Annotated in this window: 12 protein-coding genes and 1 pseudogene; 2 read left to right on the top strand and 11 right to left on the bottom strand. The window is 44.3% G+C overall.

All coding sequences use genetic code 11. From position 1 onward, the window contains the following. Nucleotides 1-25 precede the first annotated feature (25 nt). Nucleotides 26-1,339, bottom strand: a complete 1,314-nt coding sequence (locus BACFIN_RS02400; protein ID WP_032839923.1) for a hypothetical protein — start codon at nt 1,337-1,339, stop codon at nt 26-28. 154 nt (nt 1,340-1,493) lie between these two features. On the opposite strand from BACFIN_RS02400, the gene prmA reads away from it, so the two are divergent. Beyond that, nucleotides 1,494-2,342 (top strand): 50S ribosomal protein L11 methyltransferase, encoded by an 849-nt coding sequence (prmA, locus tag BACFIN_RS02395; protein ID WP_007757415.1) that lies wholly within the window; start codon nt 1,494-1,496, stop codon nt 2,340-2,342. A gap of 112 nt (nt 2,343-2,454) precedes the next feature. Here the strand turns inward: prmA and BACFIN_RS02390 are convergent, their stop codons facing one another. The 7 genes and pseudogenes from BACFIN_RS02390 to BACFIN_RS02360 all read right to left on the bottom strand — a co-directional run bounded on the left by BACFIN_RS02390 (nt 2,455) and on the right by BACFIN_RS02360 (nt 12,236). Beyond that, nucleotides 2,455-2,961 carry a flavodoxin gene (locus tag BACFIN_RS02390; RefSeq protein ID WP_007757417.1) on the bottom strand — a complete coding sequence of 169 codons (507 nt, stop codon included), beginning with the start codon at nt 2,959-2,961 and terminating at the stop codon, nt 2,455-2,457. A 12-nt stretch (nt 2,962-2,973) separates the two neighbouring features. Then, a pseudogene (locus tag BACFIN_RS21030) lies at nt 2,974-3,700 on the bottom strand (alpha-ketoacid dehydrogenase subunit beta); the annotation flags it as partial. A 102-nt stretch (nt 3,701-3,802) separates the two neighbouring features. Beyond that, on the bottom strand, nt 3,803-4,693 hold the full coding sequence (locus BACFIN_RS02380; protein WP_050761315.1) for a glycoside hydrolase family 25 protein: 891 nt from the start codon (nt 4,691-4,693) through the stop codon (nt 3,803-3,805). Nucleotides 4,694-4,802: 109 nt separating this feature from the next. Beyond that, the gene (locus tag BACFIN_RS02375) at nt 4,803-6,449 is read right to left on the bottom strand and encodes a diphosphate--fructose-6-phosphate 1-phosphotransferase (protein ID WP_007757428.1); all 1,647 of its coding nucleotides are present in this window, start codon (nt 6,447-6,449) and stop codon (nt 4,803-4,805) included. A 106-nt stretch (nt 6,450-6,555) separates the two neighbouring features. Continuing rightward, complete coding sequence (locus BACFIN_RS02370; protein WP_032839935.1) at nt 6,556-7,935, bottom strand: efflux transporter outer membrane subunit; 1,380 nt, start codon at nt 7,933-7,935, stop codon at nt 6,556-6,558. Then, nucleotides 7,935-11,039, bottom strand: a complete 3,105-nt coding sequence (locus BACFIN_RS02365; protein ID WP_007757434.1) for an efflux RND transporter permease subunit — start codon at nt 11,037-11,039, stop codon at nt 7,935-7,937. The genes BACFIN_RS02370 and BACFIN_RS02365 overlap by 1 nt, the downstream gene beginning before the upstream one ends. A 3-nt stretch (nt 11,040-11,042) precedes the next feature. Continuing rightward, nucleotides 11,043-12,236: an efflux RND transporter periplasmic adaptor subunit gene (locus BACFIN_RS02360; protein ID WP_007757435.1), complete on the bottom strand. Its 1,194-nt coding sequence runs from the start codon at nt 12,234-12,236 to the stop codon at nt 11,043-11,045. Nucleotides 12,237-12,496: 260 nt separating this feature from the next. Here BACFIN_RS02360 and BACFIN_RS02355 point away from each other — a divergent pair, with 260 nt between their 5' ends. Continuing rightward, nucleotides 12,497-14,716 (top strand): patatin-like phospholipase family protein, encoded by a 2,220-nt coding sequence (locus BACFIN_RS02355; RefSeq protein ID WP_032839924.1) that lies wholly within the window; start codon nt 12,497-12,499, stop codon nt 14,714-14,716. Here the strand turns inward: BACFIN_RS02355 and BACFIN_RS02350 are convergent. The 3 genes from BACFIN_RS02350 to menB are packed head-to-tail and all read right to left on the bottom strand — an operon-like array spanning nt 14,713 to nt 17,703. Beyond that, a complete protein-coding gene (locus BACFIN_RS02350) occupies nt 14,713-15,822 on the bottom strand; it encodes an AMP-binding protein (RefSeq protein ID WP_032839937.1) in 1,110 nt (369 codons plus the stop codon). The genes BACFIN_RS02355 and BACFIN_RS02350 overlap by 4 nt on opposite strands. Further along, complete coding sequence (locus BACFIN_RS02345; RefSeq protein WP_007757438.1) at nt 15,822-16,847, bottom strand: o-succinylbenzoate synthase; 1,026 nt, start codon at nt 16,845-16,847, stop codon at nt 15,822-15,824. Before BACFIN_RS02345 ends, BACFIN_RS02350 begins: the two co-directional genes overlap by 1 nt. 31 nt (nt 16,848-16,878) lie before the next feature. Next, on the bottom strand, nt 16,879-17,703 hold the full coding sequence (menB, locus tag BACFIN_RS02340; protein ID WP_007757439.1) for a 1,4-dihydroxy-2-naphthoyl-CoA synthase: 825 nt from the start codon (nt 17,701-17,703) through the stop codon (nt 16,879-16,881). Nucleotides 17,704-17,705 lie beyond the last annotated feature (2 nt).

The following is a 17,705-nucleotide window of genomic DNA, read 5'->3' on the forward strand; positions in this document are numbered from 1 at the left end:
TTCCATTTAATTAATACCCTTCGTTTTATCTTCTACCACCGCTACGAGAAGAACCTCCTCCGCCAGAAGATCTGCCGATTCCCCCACCGGAAGAATAGCTGCCGCGCGAACTACCACCTGAAGAGGCAGGTGAATAACTGCGGGAAGATGATGAACGAGAAGTTCCATAAGATGATGAACGACGGCTACTATTACCGTTAGAATAGTTGCTGCGTGGAGTGGAAGAACTACCGCGATTGTAAGTAGATGTTCTCGTTCCACTACTGCCACTTCTCACTCCAGAAGAACGGGAATAAGAAGAACCGGTTCCTGTTCCACTAGTCCGAGTACTACTTGGCCGAGAATAAATACTGCCACGACGTGATGAATTTCCCGTACGAGTACTTGAGCCATAACGCTCATCCGAAGAACGCGTACCTACCACGCGTCTTGTTGTGCTTGTTCCCCTGCCATAAGCTGATCCGGAGGTACGAGACGAGCTACCAGTTGACCGAACAGCAGAACCACCAGAACGAGTGGCGCTTGAACCATATCGACGTACAGTAGAAGAATTTCTGTAACTGCTTTGTCCATACGAACGACGGTTTGTATAAGTCGGACCAGTCCAACGGCCTCCACCGCCCCAGCCCCAGCTAGGACCGCCGTGCCAATGATGATGATGTCCCCAATATCCACCACCATACCAGCCACCCCAGTAGCCGCCATGCCAGCCGCCCCAATAGCCCGGATAATATCCCCAAGCATAATAAGGACGACTCCAGCCCCAACCATAGTTCCAGCCCCAGCCGTATGAGCCATAACGCCAATCCCACCAAAGTGGATTACTGAATGTCGGGAATGCGTAAGCATACATACCATCGGTATATATATTCCAGTCCCAAGAATTCGGTCCGTAGACTACATCCCAATATAACGGACTGCTGATACTGATAGCGAAACGCGGATTACGGAAACGGATGATGCGTTCGGCATATTCATAGTCGTCCTGCGTACCATTGAATTCACCGGTCACCCATTCCCCGTCCAAGTCCGGAGTAGATTTTTCCTTTATATATAAGGTATCATTATCCATTACGAATTCATTATTACGTGCATCGTAACGGCGGTTATATTCATCCACATCCCGTGTTCTCCCCCTACGGTCCTGAACCACAACTGTAGTTCCCGGCGAAGTATAGATGTTTGTCACCTGTTTCTTCGGTTCCTTCCTCACCGGAGTTTCTTTTTTCTCCTTTTTGTCTTTGGAAGGTACGAAGTAAAGGTCGTCATCAACGCTTTGTGCCATCAAGCCTATCGGGAGACACAAGGCAACTAGCAAGAAGTAAACAATCTTTTTCATATCATCTGGGTTTATGTAATTACTTAAACTTATTCACGTTACAAAGATAAGGAAGAGATTTATCGCCTTGGGGAGATTTTCCCCAAAGGATAGTAGGGATTTCCCTAAAATTGTGATTATCTTTGCACATTATTCACCAGCATTAGAAACAACTATGAAGTATTTTGAGTTCACTTTTCATACGAATCCGTCCACAGAGATTGTAAATGATGTATTAGCTGCCGTATTAGGCGAAACCGGTTTCGAGAGTTTTGTTGAAAATGAGAACGGATTAACCGCATATATCCAACAAACTTTATGTGACGAAACCTCCATAAAGAATGCAATCGCCGGATTTCCCCTATCCGATACGGAAATCACCTATACATATGCAGAAGCAGAAGACAAGGACTGGAACGAGGAATGGGAAAAGAATTTCTTTCAACCGATTATCATCGGTGACCGTTGTGTAATCCACAGCACATTTCATCAGGATATTCCTAAAGCAGAATACGATATCGTAATCAATCCGCAAATGGCTTTCGGCACAGGACATCACGAGACTACCAGCCTTATTATCGAAGAACTGTTGGATAGCGAGCTGAAAGATAAATCATTGCTGGATATGGGTTGTGGAACTTCTATTCTCGCCATCCTTGCACGAATGAAAGGCGCACATCCATGTACCGCTATCGACATAGACGAATGGTGTGTACGAAACTCTATCGAAAACATCGAATTGAACCACGTAGATAATATTGCCGTTTCTCAAGGAGATGCCTCTTCACTTTCCGGAAAAGGGCCGTTTGATGTAGTCATAGCTAATATTAACCGCAATATCCTACTGAATGATATAAAACAATATGTCACTTGTATGCATCCCGGAGCGGAACTATACATGAGCGGATTTTATGTGGATGACATCCCTGTTATCCGCGAAGAAGCGGAAAAAAACGGACTGACTTATATCCATCACAAAGAAAAGAATCGTTGGGCGGCAGTGAAATTCATTTATAAAGTTTAATACTATTACTCTGCCAACAGAAACAAAGAATACAGGGATAAAAATAGAGAGTGTCAAAACGCAGATTATTCATTATGACACCCTCATAATATATAATAGCTTATAAAAGGAGTTACGCAAACTCCTTTTTTACTTGTTCACACCAATCCTTGATTTTCTTTTTTGCCTGGTCCGACTGATTATCCAAGTCGATAACCAACCCACAACACAGATTGCCACGCAATGCTCTGGAACGCTCAAAAGTATATCCTTCCGAAGAAGTAAAGCCCACCAATGCCGCCCCGTCTTCTTCGAATACTTCTGCCAATAGCCCGATACCATCAGCAAAGTTTTCCGGATAGCGTACCTGATCTCCCAATCCAAAGATAGCGACCTTCTTTCCTTTCAAATCCATCGTTCTAAGCTCCGGCAACAGCTCGTCCCAATAAGTAGGCAACTCTCCGTCAAACCAAGTGGAGGCTCCGACAATAAAACAATCATAAGCAGCAAAATCGTTCTGCCAAGCCTGTTCTATCGGTACCACTTTTATATGACTTTCACCGAATTCTTTCTGTATTCTTTCCGCCACCCAACTCGTTTTCTCAGCTTTGGCAGCATAAAACAAACCTATCTTCTTCATAATCCATACTGTTTAATATTCTAATAACTTCCTGGCAGCTTTATAGATCTTAGCTTCATCCGGCAAAATCTCCTTTTCCAAAACAGGATTGAAACCGACGGGTGTAAAGGTAGAGCCGACACGTTGCACAGGTCCGTCCAAATAGCGAAACATCTCTCCACCTATCATTGCGGCAAGCTCCGCCCCAAAGCCGGAGAAAACTTTATCTTCATGTACAACCAACGCCTTACTCGTCTTTTTCACCGATTCGAATATCGTTTCCTTGTCCAAAGGAACCAAAGAACGGATATCTATAACCTCTACTTTCCGCCCCTTTTCTTTCTCCAACCGTTCCGCAGCATTCAGACAGAAATGCGTTGTATTTCCATACGTAATGATACTTAGATCTGTCCCTTCACGACGAATACGTGCCTTTCCGAAAGGAACTTCAAAATCTTCCGGTACGACTGCAGCAGCCTCAACGGAATTATACAATGCTTTCGGCTCAAGGAATAAAGTAAAGCCTTTGGAACGCATACAGGTACGGAGTAGCCCGGCTGCATCATCCGCAAAAGACGGACATACAATACGTGCTCCGGGCAAAGTGGTCAAAGCGCCTTCTATGTTTTGAGAATGATAAAGTCCTACGCCAATATTCATGCGTACATTCCACATATTGTTCGACAGCAGGCCAAAAATAATCGGCAAACTCCGCTCCTTCTATCACAACATGAATCTTTGGATCAAAGCGGCTCATTCCATCAATAATAGCTATATCAAAGTTCATAATCGTATATTTTTAATAATAATACGATTATAACAAATAAGAGAATAGATAAGTTGTTTGAAAAAGAAACAGCTGCTATTTTATTGTCAGCTTCTTGAGATCTTCCAATGTACCGTTGAAGACATTCAGATCCACCTCTTCTTCAATGCCGGGTACATTTCCCACATCCGTATGTTGCCAGAAATCCCATTTACCTTGATATTTCACAGAGTCCACATAATAGTGGGCAATCCAATAAGGATATGCGTTAAAGATAGAATCGTCCAGATAACGGGTTTTAAATTTATAAGAAGTATAAAGAATAGGTTTTACCCCATAATAAGCCTCCACACGGTCGAGCCAACGCTTGATACCTTGCTGCAATTCTGTCTTATTCTTTCTTCCGGTCATTTCTACATCAAGCACAGGGGGCAAATCTCCGGTATCCAATTTTACCGTACGAATAAAAAAGTCGGCTTGCTTCAAAGCATCTGTACTCGGAATATAAAAATGATAAGCTCCACGTATAAATCCATGATTACGCGCATTGGCAAAGTTTGCCGAGAAAGTAGTGTCACCATGATCGCCTCCTTCTGTCGCCTTCATAAAGACAAAATGCAAAGGAGTCACTGTCTCCTTGTTTTGCCGAAGTTTCTGCCAGTCTATTTTTCCCTGATAATGAGAAACATCAATTCCATGAACATCGTAGCCGTCAGGAATACAAACTCCATATTCTTTTAATCCGTGGCAAGGCTTCCAACGATAAGCATAAGGGCGGATAAAGAAATAATAGAAAGCAACAGAGAAACAACCCACAATCAGTACTGCCAGAATATTACGCAACCAGACAGGCATACCATGGCTCGTCTTCATCTGCACCCTTTTCGGAGCACGGGAAGATTTAGAAGAAGTAGTTCCCTTTTTTCGAGTGGCGGAAACTGTCTTTTTCTTTTGAACTGCAGCTATCGGATTATTACGTGACGACAAATGACTGGATGATTAAGGGTTAGTGAAAAACGATGAACGATAATCTGTCATACGACACCTACCGTCCATCGTTAATTAATTATTTACCGTTAACCGCTAACAGTTAAAATTATTTCTGTTGTTCCAACTGCAAAGTCTTTGTTGCCTGGTCGCAAACTTCCGTAGGACCAAAGTACTGAATCGGACCCGGATATACATAATCCGTTTCAATAGCCCAACGGTCACGTTGTGCGGCAAATGCTTTGAAAGGAGCACCATCCAGTTTTACCAATGCTTTCTGGATAACCGGTTTCATTTCACCGTGACGGCGTTCCATATTCATCATCATTGTGATAGGCACACCACCTGCAATCCATTCGGCAGCAGGAGCAGTGGTATTGCGTACAGAAGACATATAACCTGTCTTACCGTTAGCAATTAGCATAGAAGCTGTGTAACCCAAAGAATAGCAGTAATCCGCATCGAAGTTTGACGGAGCAGCGCAACGTCCTTCGTAACCGAAGAAGTGGTGCTGAGCAGCAAACTTACCTACATACTTACCTTCTTCTTTCCAAGCCGCCAACTTCGTAGCTACCATTTCAGACAACAGTTTTTCTGTTTCGATCAATGATACCTGAACGTTTCCGTGAGGGTCACGGTCCAAAGTCAACTGACGGGCAACACCTTCCGGCAGACTTGCATAGATAGCAGAGTTCTCCGGAGAAAGTTTGCGAATGATATAATCACGCTGGTGAGACTTTTTAATCTGAGCGAATTCTTCTGCGTTAGCAGCCAGGAAGTCATTCAGCTCAGCAATCAGACGTTTCATAGCCGGAATGAACTCAACCAAACCTTCAGGAATCAATACTGTACCGAAGTTATGTCCCTGGGCAGCACGTTCTGCCACCACTTTAGCGATGTATGTTACCACATCATCCAAAGACATATCCTTAGCTTCAACTTCTTCTGAAATGATACATACGTTCGGTTGTACCTGCAAAGCGCATTCAAGTGCAATGTGAGAAGCCGAACGACCCATCAATTTGATGAAGTGCCAGTATTTACGTGCAGAGTTACAGTCACGTTGGATGTTACCGATTACTTCAGCATAAGTTTTACAAGCTGTATCGAAACCGAAAGAAGTTTCAATCATATCGTTCTTCAAGTCACCGTCGATTGTTTTCGGGCAACCGATTACCTGTACACCATACTTCTTGGCGGCATAGTATTCAGCCAAAACACAAGCGTTTGTGTTAGAGTCGTCACCACCAATGATAACCAATGCTTTGATACCGAGTTTCTTGATAATCTCAAATCCTTTTTCAAACTGATCTTCCTTTTCCAATTTCGTACGACCGGAACCGATAATATCGAAACCACCAGTGTTACGATATTCATCGATGATGTCAGCAGTCAGCTCCATATAGTTATGGTCTACCAACCCACCGGGACCTAAGATGAAACCATACAATTTGTTTTCCGGATTCAGTTTCTTGATACCGTCAAACAAACCGGAAATCACATTGTGTCCACCGGGAGCTTGACCACCCGAAAGAATCACACCTACATTCATAGCAGGAAGAGCTACCGCTTCACCGGCTTCAAATGTAATCAACGGCATTCCGTACGTGTTGGGAAACAAAGCTTTGATAGCTTCCTGATCGGCTACAGATTCAGTAGCAGTACCTGCCACTGCTTTAACAGCTCCTGATGCCAATGCTTTTGGAAGTTTGGGCTGATAAGCAGCCCTTGCGATTTGCAATGCACTTTTAGTCATTTTCTCTATTTTTATTTAAAGGTGTTAGTAAGTTTCTTATCAAACTTGAAAAGCGTTGCAAATTTCGCACTTTTTTCCGAATTATGAAAATTCTTCTTTCTTTTGTTTAGGGATTTTGTTTCCAACCTCCACCTAAAGCCTTATAAAGTTGTACTACAGTTATCAATTCGTCGCGAATCGCATTACTCAAGCCAATCTGCGCATCGAAATATCCACGTTGCGCATCCAACACGTCCAGATAATTAATGACACCGTTAATGTATTGAAGCTGTGCAAGTTCCATATAGCTCTTCGCCGAACGTTCCAGATTCGCACGAAGCTCATATACCTCTTTTATCTTGTTGAAATTCACTATCGCATTACGTGTCTCTTTGAAAGCCTGCAATACAGACTTCTCATAATTGTGTACTTCAACTTCATAGGCCGCCTTTTTCGCTTTCAGTGCAGCACGGTTCTTTCCCCAGCCAAAAATTGGAGTCAATAAAGCCCCTTCCATAACCGCATAAGGAGATTTCAACAGTTCCGATAGAGACGTGCTTTCCGAGCCAAATCCTCCTGTCAGGGCAAGACGCGGAAACATATTCGTATAAGCCACCCCTACTTTAGCATTGGCTGCAATCAGCTTTTGTTCAGCCTGACGGATGTCGGGACGACGTTCCAATAAAGTGGACGGTAATCCGATAGGAAGCGTTTCCGGTGACTTAAACTCCTGAAGCAAACGTGAACGGGCAATCTTGTTTGGATATTCACCTGCCAGAAAAGCTATATCATTTTCTTTCAAGGAAATCTTCCGTTCCAAGTCCGGAACCAAAGTTGCCGTACGTGCCAATTCCACCTGCGACTGACGGTACGACGTCTCCGAAGTCAATCCTCCGGCAAAACGGATACGAGCCAAACGGACTCCTTCTTCACGGGCTTTCAAGGTTTGTTTTACGATATCCAATTCCGTATCCAAAGCCACCAACTCATAATATGCCTGTGCCACCTCCGCTACAATAGTCATTCGTAGTGCCCGTTGTGCCTCTACCGACTGTAAATACTCTGCAATGCTAGCCGAACGCGCCCAACGCAAATTTCCCCAAAGGTCAAGTTCCCAAGAGACTAGAAACTGCGCTTCAAAGGTATCCGACCTCTTAAAAGCCTCTCCTCCATGATTTTCGAGTTCACGCTCTGCCGTCACTTTCCCTTTTATATCAGGAAGCAATGCTGCCGTAGAAATCCTCTTCTGTGCAGCCATCTCTTTCACACGGGCAGCAGCTATCAGCATATCCTTATTATGATCCAATGCCCGTTCTATCAAGCTTCTCAATGTAGAATCCGTATAAATATCTTTCCAGTCCTGATCACCAAAGCTAACTGAGTCCTGATGTTGAGCCAAACTGTCGGGTAGATGAAGATCGGGACGGACATAACTTTTTCCTACCTTGCAGGAAGTCAATATTCCTACAAATAACAATATGACAATATATAGTTTCTTTCGTTTCATCATTTCTTCTGTTTTAAGAGTTTAGACTTCGTCTTATATACCATCACAAAGAAAAACGGTACAAGAATGATACCGAATACAATAGCAAATATCATTCCGAAAAAGACACCTGTACCGATTGCCTGCCGACTTGCCGAACCGGGTCCGCTAGCCAAAACCATTGGAAGCATACCGAGCACAAACGCGAGCGAAGTCATCAAGATCGGACGGAAACGTAAACGGGCCGCATAAATAGCCGACTGCACCAAGTCTTCTCCCTTGTCAACCTGCACTTTAGCAAATTCAACAATCAAAATTGCATTCTTGGCGGCAAGCCCCACCAACATGACCAGACCGATCTGAAAATACACATCGTTCTCCAATCCGCATACCCATACCCCAAGATAAGCACCCAAAGCGGCAACGGGCAAAGAAAGCAATACGGCAATAGGTACTGTCCAGCTTTCATATTGCGCAGCAAGAAAGAGAAATACGAAAAGGAATACCAATGCCATCACCATGCCTGTCTGACCTCCGGCCTGTTTTTCTTGGTAAGAAAGTCCGCTCCATTCCAAACCTATATTGTCTGGAAGATGTTCACGAGCAATCTGTTCCATGATCTCCATCGCTTGTCCGGAACTGTATCCTTGCGCAGCTGCCCCACGAATGACTGCCGTAGTAAACATATTGAAGCGTTTGATACTACCTGGCCCTGTGGTATAAGAAGCGTTCCCTAAAGATGTTAACGGTATCATAGCTCCATTAGAGGCCTTGACGAAGAATAGATTGATATTATCCTTATGCTCACGGTAAGGAGCTTCCGCCTGAATGTATACCTTATATATACGGTTGAACATATTGAAATCATTTACGTATACTGAACCGGTATAGGCTTTCATGGTAGAAAATACATCAGCCAAAGGTACACCGAGCATTTTCACTTTGTCCCGGTCTACATCAAAATAGAGCTGCGGTATCTCCGATTGCAAAGAAGAAGACAAACCCGTCAATGCCTTATTTTTAGAAGCGTAATACATTAATGTATCCGCCGCATCCACCAGATTGTCAAAAGTGGCTTCCCCACGAGCTTCCAACTGCATTTCAAAGCCTCCCGAAGTACCTAAACCCGGTATCACCGGCGGAGTGGAAAGATAGACTTTGCATTCCGGATATTCCTCAAGATGTCTCTCCACTGTATCCATAATCTTTTCGATACTTGTGTTCTTGCGCTCTTCCCAAGGTTTCAGTATAACCGTCAACTCGGTACGTCCTTGATTACTGCCTACACGCGGACTGCTTCCCGTCACATTCTGAATATATTCTATGTATGGATTCTTTTCCAGATAAGCAATAGCACGATCGGTCACTATGCGCGTACGTTCCAAAGTTGCTCCCTCCGGCAATTCCAATTCAATCTTGAAGTAACCCTGGTCCTCTACGGGCAAAAAACTAGTCGGAATAATACGATGAACCAACATTATGGCTATCAACACCATACCGAAAGCGCTCAACACCCGGCGAGGATGCTTGATAGTCCGGGTAACGGCAGCTACATATTTATTACCGCCAATACCTAGCCATTCATTGATTTTCCTGAAAACAATATTTTTCTTCTTCCCACTATCCGGTTTTAAGATCAGAGAACACATGACCGGACTCAATGTCAAAGCTACAACCGTGGAAATGAGCACGGATACTACAATCGTCACTGTAAACTGACGATATAACTGTCCTGTAATTCCGCTCAAGAAACTGACAGGCACGAACACGGCAGCCAATACCAATGAAGTGGCAATCAAGGCGCTTGCCAGTCCGTTCATCGCTTTTTTAGTAGCTTCATAAGGACTCAGCTTTTCCGTTTCCATAATATGCTCTACTCCTTCCACCACTACAATTGCATCGTCCACCACAATACCGATGGCAAGAATCAATCCGAGCAAAGTCAAGATATTCAAAGAGAAACCAAAGATCAACATAAAGCCGAAAGTTCCGATCAATGAAATAGGTACCGCCACTACAGGAATCAACGTCGCACGCCAGCTCTGTAAAGAAAGATATACTACCAACACCACCAGTACTAAAGCCTCAAATAAGGTTTTATATACTTCATGGATAGATTCTGAAATATAGGTTGTCATATCAAACGGAATCTCGTAGCTCAACCCTTCCGGGAAGTTCTTGCTAATTTCCGCCATCGCTTCCTTCACTCTTTCAGCCACCTCCATCGCATTGGCACCCGGCAACATATAGATGCCAAGCACAGCGGCATTCTCACCGTTGATACCACTCTCTGTATTGTAGGAAGAAGCCTCCAAAGAAACACGTGCCACATCCCTCAACCGAATGATGGAACCGTTTGCATTGGCACGCACCACAATATCCTCAAACTGCCCAACCGTAGAAAGACGTCCTTGAGTTGTAATAGGAATCGTTATATCCAATCCCTGTACCGGTTGTTGCCCTAGCACACCTGCCGCAGATTCACGGTTCTGATCTTTCAAGGCATTTTGCAAGTCTTGCACGGTCAGACCGAAATTCGCCAATTTATCAGGCTGTGCCCATATCTGCATTGCATAATAACGGCTACCAATATTTGAGACACGTCCCACTCCCGGAATACGGCGAATCACATCAAGCACATTGATGGTAGCAAAGTTACTCAGATAAATTTCGTCAAACTTCGGATCAGTGGAAGTCAGACAGAGTGTCATCAACTGGCTGGGAGCCTGCTTTTCTACCGAAATACCATTCTGGATCACCTCTGTCGGCAAACGGGATTCCGCCAGTTTCACACGATTCTGAATTTCGACTGCCGCCAAATCCGGATCAGCAGAAACATCAAATGTAACCGTTGCCGAAAAACCTCCGGAATTAGAACTGTTCGACTCCATATAAAGCATTCCCGGCGTACCATTGATCTCCTGCTCAATCGGAGTAGCTACTGCCTGAGATACGGTAAGCGCACTCGCACCCGGATAAGAAGCACTGATCTTCACCACCGGAGGAGTGATCTGCGGATATTGATCAACCGGAAGCATTGTCAGACCGATAATACCGACAATCACAATCACGATAGAGATTACAGCCGAAAAAACCGGCCTATCTATAAAAAACGTAACTTTCATCGCCTATTCTCCTTTTGTGTTATCCTTCGTTTCCATCTCCTGCTGACTTACCCGCACTTTCATTCCCGGCGTCAACTTATGGAAACCTTCCACTACAACAATTTCTCCTGCTGCCAGTCCTCTTTCCACCACTACATTATTCCCTACTTCCGGTCCTAATTCAATAAAACGTTTCTCTACCGTATTATCCTTACGCATGGTATAAATATATGCTCCTCCTTTTTCAATGGTAACCGCTTTCATCGGAACAACGAGTGCACCTTCACGAACATCCAACAATAGTTTGACCTTAGTAAACTGTCCCGGCAACAAGACTTGTTTCGGATTCGGCATTTCGGCACGGACGGAAAAAGTTCCCGTCTGAGGATCGACCTGCGGTTCGGCAAAATCTACATATCCTTTATATGGATAAACGGTATTATCCGCCAGCGTAATAGTGATATTGGGTTGCCAGGAACGGGTAGAGTCCTGTTGTCCCAAATTAATATTTCTTTCTTTACTTTTCAGATAATCGAGTGCCGTCATACTAAAATCCACCAATACTGTGTCACTTTTCACAATGGTAGCAAGCAATGACTTTCCACCGGGACCGACCAACGTACCTAAATCCACGTTTCTTTCACTGATATGTCCCGACAGAGGAGAACGGACAATAGTATAACCCAATTCCAATTCCGCCTGTGCCAAGTCTGCTTCGCTCATAGCCACCGTTGCTTCGGCACTTTCAAAAGCAGCTTCCGCATTATCCAAATCCAACTGACTTGCAGCGTTTTGTTCAAACAACGGACGGATACGCTTTAAATCACGTTCCGCTTTCAAAGCCTGCGCCTCATCTTTCTTCAACTGCGCTCTCGCCTTGTCCGCTTTGGCACGATACTGATCCTGATTGATTACAAATAAAACCTGATTCTTATTTACATACGTACCTTCGGCAAAAAGCATATTCTCCAAATAACCTTCCACACGCGCACGTACTTCGACAAACTGTTGGGCACGGATACGCCCGACATATTCCCCGTATATTTCCACATCATCTTTAACTACCGGTTCCACAATGACTGTCGGCATTTCCGGCTCAACCTTCTGAGGCCGGGTTAGTATCCAATACGCCCCCAACACAATTACCACACAAATTATAGCAGCAATGTTTCTCTTTCTTCTCAGTTTCAACTCATGTTTCGAAAAGAATAATCTCATATCGAATCTTATTATTAAATTTAACTTATGCTTGTTCTATCTTCCTCTCAAGCAAATAGTATGCCAAAATCATTACATTTATTATTCACTGTCTATCAACTCATTATACTTTGTCATGCTAAATGCGGAAATGTAGAATTTATCGGAAATATGTAGAAATAATCCACAATTCCGACTTTTGGAACATTTTTTTCCATTTCCCAATTCAACAACTAAACAAAATATACCCTACATTTGTAGTATATATAAACACCTGTCTGATGAAAAAACAAATACTTTCAACATTGGTTTTATTAACCTGCTTAATATTTCCTTTTTCTTTGCATTCTCAAGAGCAACAACGCAAAAAAGTAGGAGTAGTCCTGAGCGGCGGAGGTGCCAAAGGTATGGCTCATATCAAAGCCTTGAAAGTGATTGAGGAGGCCGGAATTCCTATTGATTATATAGCCGGGACCAGTATGGGAGCCATCGTAGGAGGGCTTTACGCCATAGGCTACACACCTGAGCAGTTGGACAGCATGGTGCGAAAGCAAAATTGGACATTCTTGTTGAGCGACCGGGTAAAACGGAGTTCCATGTCACTAACGGAGCGTGAACGTTCCGAAAGGTTTATTGTTTCCATCCCTTTTACAAAAACACCCAAAGACGCAGCTTCAGGAGGAATCGTAAAAGGGCAGAATCTAGCCAATCTATTCTCGGATTTGACAATGGGGTATCATGACTCCATCAACTTTAATAAACTGCCCATTCCCTTTGCCTGTGTGGCAGCCAATGTAGTGAACGGAGAACCTATTGTATTCCATGACGGAATACTCTCCACCGCCATGCGTGCCAGTATGGCCATTCCCGGGGTATTTACTCCGGTACGGAAAGACAGTATGGTATTAGTGGACGGCGGAATCGTAAACAATTATCCGGCAGATGTAGTGAAAGCTATGGGGGCGGATATTATTATCGGAGTAGATGTGCAGAATGCTTTAAAAAAGGCAGACAAGCTGAACAGTGCACCCGATATTCTGGGACAGATTGTCGACCTTACCTGCCAGTCCAATCATGAGAAAAATGTAGATATCACAGATACCTATATCCGTGTGAATGTGGAAGGATATTCCTCCGCCAGCTTTACTCCGACCGCCATTGACAGTTTGATGCGAAGGGGTGAAGAGGCGGCAAGATCGCAATGGGAATCCCTGCTTGCCTTAAAAAAGAGAATAGGGATACCGGAAGATTATAAGCCCAAGCAGCATGGCCCCTACTCTTCCCTCTCCAATGTGCGCACCATTTACGTCACAGATATTTCTTTCTCCGGAGTAGAGACTGACGACAAAAAATGGTTAATGAAGAAATGTAACTTAAAAGAAAACAGTAACATTACGACGCAGCAAATAGAACAGGCCTTAGACCTGTTACGCGGTAGCCAGTCTTACTCTAGTGCCAGTTATACACTGACAGATACTCCCGAAGGCTACCATCTCAACTTCCTGTTGCAAGAGAAATATGAAAGAAGAATCAATCTGGGTATCCGCTTCGATTCGGAAGAGATTGCCTCTCTGTTGCTTAATGCCACTGCAGACCTCAAGACTCATATTCCTTCCCGCCTATCCCTCACCGGACGGTTGGGTAAGCGATATGCCGCACGCATCGACTATACACTCGAACCCATGCAGCAGCGTAATTTCAACTTCTCATATATGTTCCAATACAACGACATCAACATCTACGAGAAGGGAAACCGTGCCTACAATACAACCTATAAATATCACTTAGCCGAATTCGGCTTCTCGGATGTATGGTACAAAAACTTCCGTTTCGGGCTCGGACTCCGTTTTGAATACTACAAATACAAAGATTTCCTGTTTAAACAACCGGAACTGATTGATTTGAAAGTAGAATCGGAACATTTTCTGAGTTATTTTGCCCAAATACATTACAACACATACGATAAAGGATATTTCCCCGCCAAAGGCAGCGACTTTAAGGCTGCCTATTCCCTCTACACGGATAATATGGCGCAATATAACGAACACGCTCCTTTCTCTGCATTGAGTGCTTCATGGGCAAGTGTTCTTCCCATCACCCGCCGCTTCTCCGTCATTCCTTCCATCTATGGACGTATCCTGATCGGGAGAAACTTTCCCTATCCTCTGCAAAATGCAATCGGAGGTGAAGTTCCCGGCTTCTATATACCTCAGCAATTACCATTTGCCGGAGTCAACAATATAGAACTGATGGATAATGCAATTATGATTGCGTCTTTAAAATTAAGACAACGGATGGGAGCCATCCATTACCTCATCCTGACCGGAAACTACGGACTGACGGACAGTCATTTTTTCAAAATATTAAAAGGCAAGCAATTGTTCGGTATCAGTGCCGGTTATGGAATGGACAGCGTCTTCGGGCCATTGGAAATCTCATTGGGCTACTCCAACCAGACGGATAAAGCAAGTTGTTTTGTGAATCTAGGGTATTACTTTTAACAGGATGAATCATTCAGAAGTTGTAGCAGGCGCTGTGCCAAAATACGACAATCCGCACGATTGACTTTTCCATTTCCCGTTTGCGGAATACAATCCGCTACCAGAATGTGCTTGGGACGATAATATGGTTCCAATATCGTTTGTATTCCTTTTTCCATCTCTTGTATATCCGGCTGTTCCGCCAGCAATAAAACCACAGCCTGCCCCAAGCGCTTGTCCGGAACAGAGGTAATAACAAACGGTATCGGAATCAACAGGCGAAGTTTTTTTTCTATTTCTTCCGCTTGAATTTTAATTCCCCCGCTATTTATCACATTATCTTTCCGTCCCAGAATAGAAAAACTTCCATCGGGATGGATACGTGCAATGTCATTGGTTTGCAGAATATCAGCGCAAACCAAAGGTGCTTCAATCACTAAAGTATTTTCTGGAGACAAAGACAAATGCACCGAAGAGAAAGGATGATAGTGTTCGGAAGCCGCAGGACCGTTCAGACGGCGAAGAGCGATATGGGATAAAGTTTCAGTCATCCCGTAAGTAGAATAGACAGCTCCCGGAAGAAATTGAATGTCCGCTTCCAGTCTGGCATCAACCGCTCCCCCGCCTATTATCAAAATATCCGTTTGCTTCAACCGTTCCTTTTCTTCAAGAACCTGAAGAGTATTATAAACTTGTAGCGGAACCATTGCCGCAAACTTCAACGGTTCGTGTATATCGGACAATGGATGACCGGAAGCAGGACGCACAATCAAATTCAAACCTGCAACTAAAGAGCGCACCACTACCATCATTGCTCCGATATAACGGAGGTTCATACATAACAAGGCCGTATCTCCCGCCTGCAAATTCAGGTATTCACAAGTCAGACGCGCACTCTGCATCATTTGTTCTTTACGTACCATTAATTTTTTCGGCATACCGGTAGACCCGGATGTATGAACCGCAAGTAAAGGGGAATCGTTGAACCACTCCTGTAGAAAAAGGAATAAATCCCATATGGCGGAAGGATAGTTTTCTACTCCCCGCACCATACATCTGCGTATATCATCAGGTGTATATTCCTTTCCTTCTAGCAGCAAGCGTTGCTTTTGTCGATTGAATACCATCATCTGTCAAACCACAAACAATCTTTTCTTATTTCAAGCGGCATTTCTACGTTATCAGTAAAAAGCAATCCTGTCCCTAATCCCTGAGGCAACGGATTGTCGAAAGTAGCGCACCATTGTGCAATGGCGTTCAGACCGATATTAGACTCCAAAGCAGATGTAATCCACCAACTGATACGCTGACGTTCGGCCTCCGCAATCCATTCGTTTCCACCACTTATTCCACCATGCAACGAAGGTTTGAGGATGATATACTGCGGTCGAATGGCAGAAAGCAGTTTCCGTTTCTCTACCAGAGTATTACACCCTATCAACTCTTCATCCAAAGCTATCGGCAAAGGAGACTCGGAGGTAAGACGCGCCATCTCCTCCCATTGTCCGGCACGGATAGGCTGCTCAATGGAATGCAAATCCAATTCAGACAACCGTTTCAGTTTCTCCATAGCGTCAGCCGGAGCAAAAGCCCCATTCGCATCTACACGGAGCTCAATCTCATTGGAAGAAAAGTGCGCACGGATATGACGGAGCAGAGCCAATTCTTCTTCAAAGTTGATCGCACCGATTTTGAGTTTGATACAACGGAAACCTACATTCATTTTCGTTTCTATCTGCGCCAGCATTTTATTGAAGTCGCCCATCCAGATAAGGCCGTTAATAGGAATCCCTGTTTCTCCGCGAGAGAAAGCGGTATCCCACAAAGCCCAATCTCCCGTATGATAGTGACGGATGGCAGTTTCAAGTCCGAAAAGGATAGAAGGATACTTACGCAAAGCGCCCACATCCAATCTCCCATTTTGCTTTTCCACTTCCCGACAGGCTGCTCCTAATATATCTTCATAATCGGGAAGATCGTCACAGCTCAGTGCAGGCAGAGGAGCACACTCCCCTATTCCCACCCGACCGGGAAATTCGGAAGAGGTAAAATGGAGATACCACACTTTCCGGGTGGAGTATGTACCTCGCGAAGTTCCTGCCGACTGCTTGAAATGGAGCAATCGGGGAATGATCTTAATCTTGCAATCCATTGAATATAAATAATATATCAAAGTATCATTTTTAGGGGAACTTCGGATATTGCTTGAAGTTCGGTTTACGCTTTTCCAAAAAGGCATTCTTTCCTTCCTGAGCCTCATCCGTCAGATAATAAAGCAATGTCGCATCTCCCGCCAGTTCCTGAATTCCGGCCTGACCGTCCAATTCGGCATTCAGTCCTGCCTTAATCATACGCAAAGCCAACGGACTAAGCAACATCATCTCTTCTGCCCATTGCACATATTCGTCTTCCAATTGTTCCAAAGGAACTACTTTATTGACCAGTCCCATATCCAACGCTTCCTGCGCATTGTATTTCCGGCAGAGGAACCAGATTTCCCTGGCTTTCTTCTGACCTACCACACGTGCCAGATAAGAAGCACCGAATCCGGCATCAAAACTTCCCACACGAGGTCCCGTCTGACCGAAAATAGCATTCTCGGAAGCTATAGACAAATCACATACCACATGAAGCACGTGCCCGCCACCAATCGCAAATCCGTTCACGGCAGCAATCACCGGCTTCGGGATACTGCGTATCTGCTTTTGCACCTCCAGTACACTCAAGCGGGGAACCCCGTCTTTTCCGATATATCCGCCACGTCCTTTCACATTCTGGTCACCTCCCGAACAGAAAGCCTTATCACCTGCACCGGTAATAACAATCACATCAATATCCGCTTCCTCGCGACAAATGCGTAGCGCATCACTCATTTCAGCAGTAGTAGTCGGAGTAAACGCATTCCGATAGCGTTCACGGTTAATCGTGATACGGGCAATTCCATTATAATAATCAAAAAGAATATCATCGTATTCTCTGATCGTAGTCCACTCTCTTTGTGTTGACATAA

The organism is Bacteroides finegoldii DSM 17565 (assembly GCF_000156195.1).
Classification (GTDB): Bacteria; Bacteroidota; Bacteroidia; order Bacteroidales; family Bacteroidaceae; genus Bacteroides; species Bacteroides finegoldii.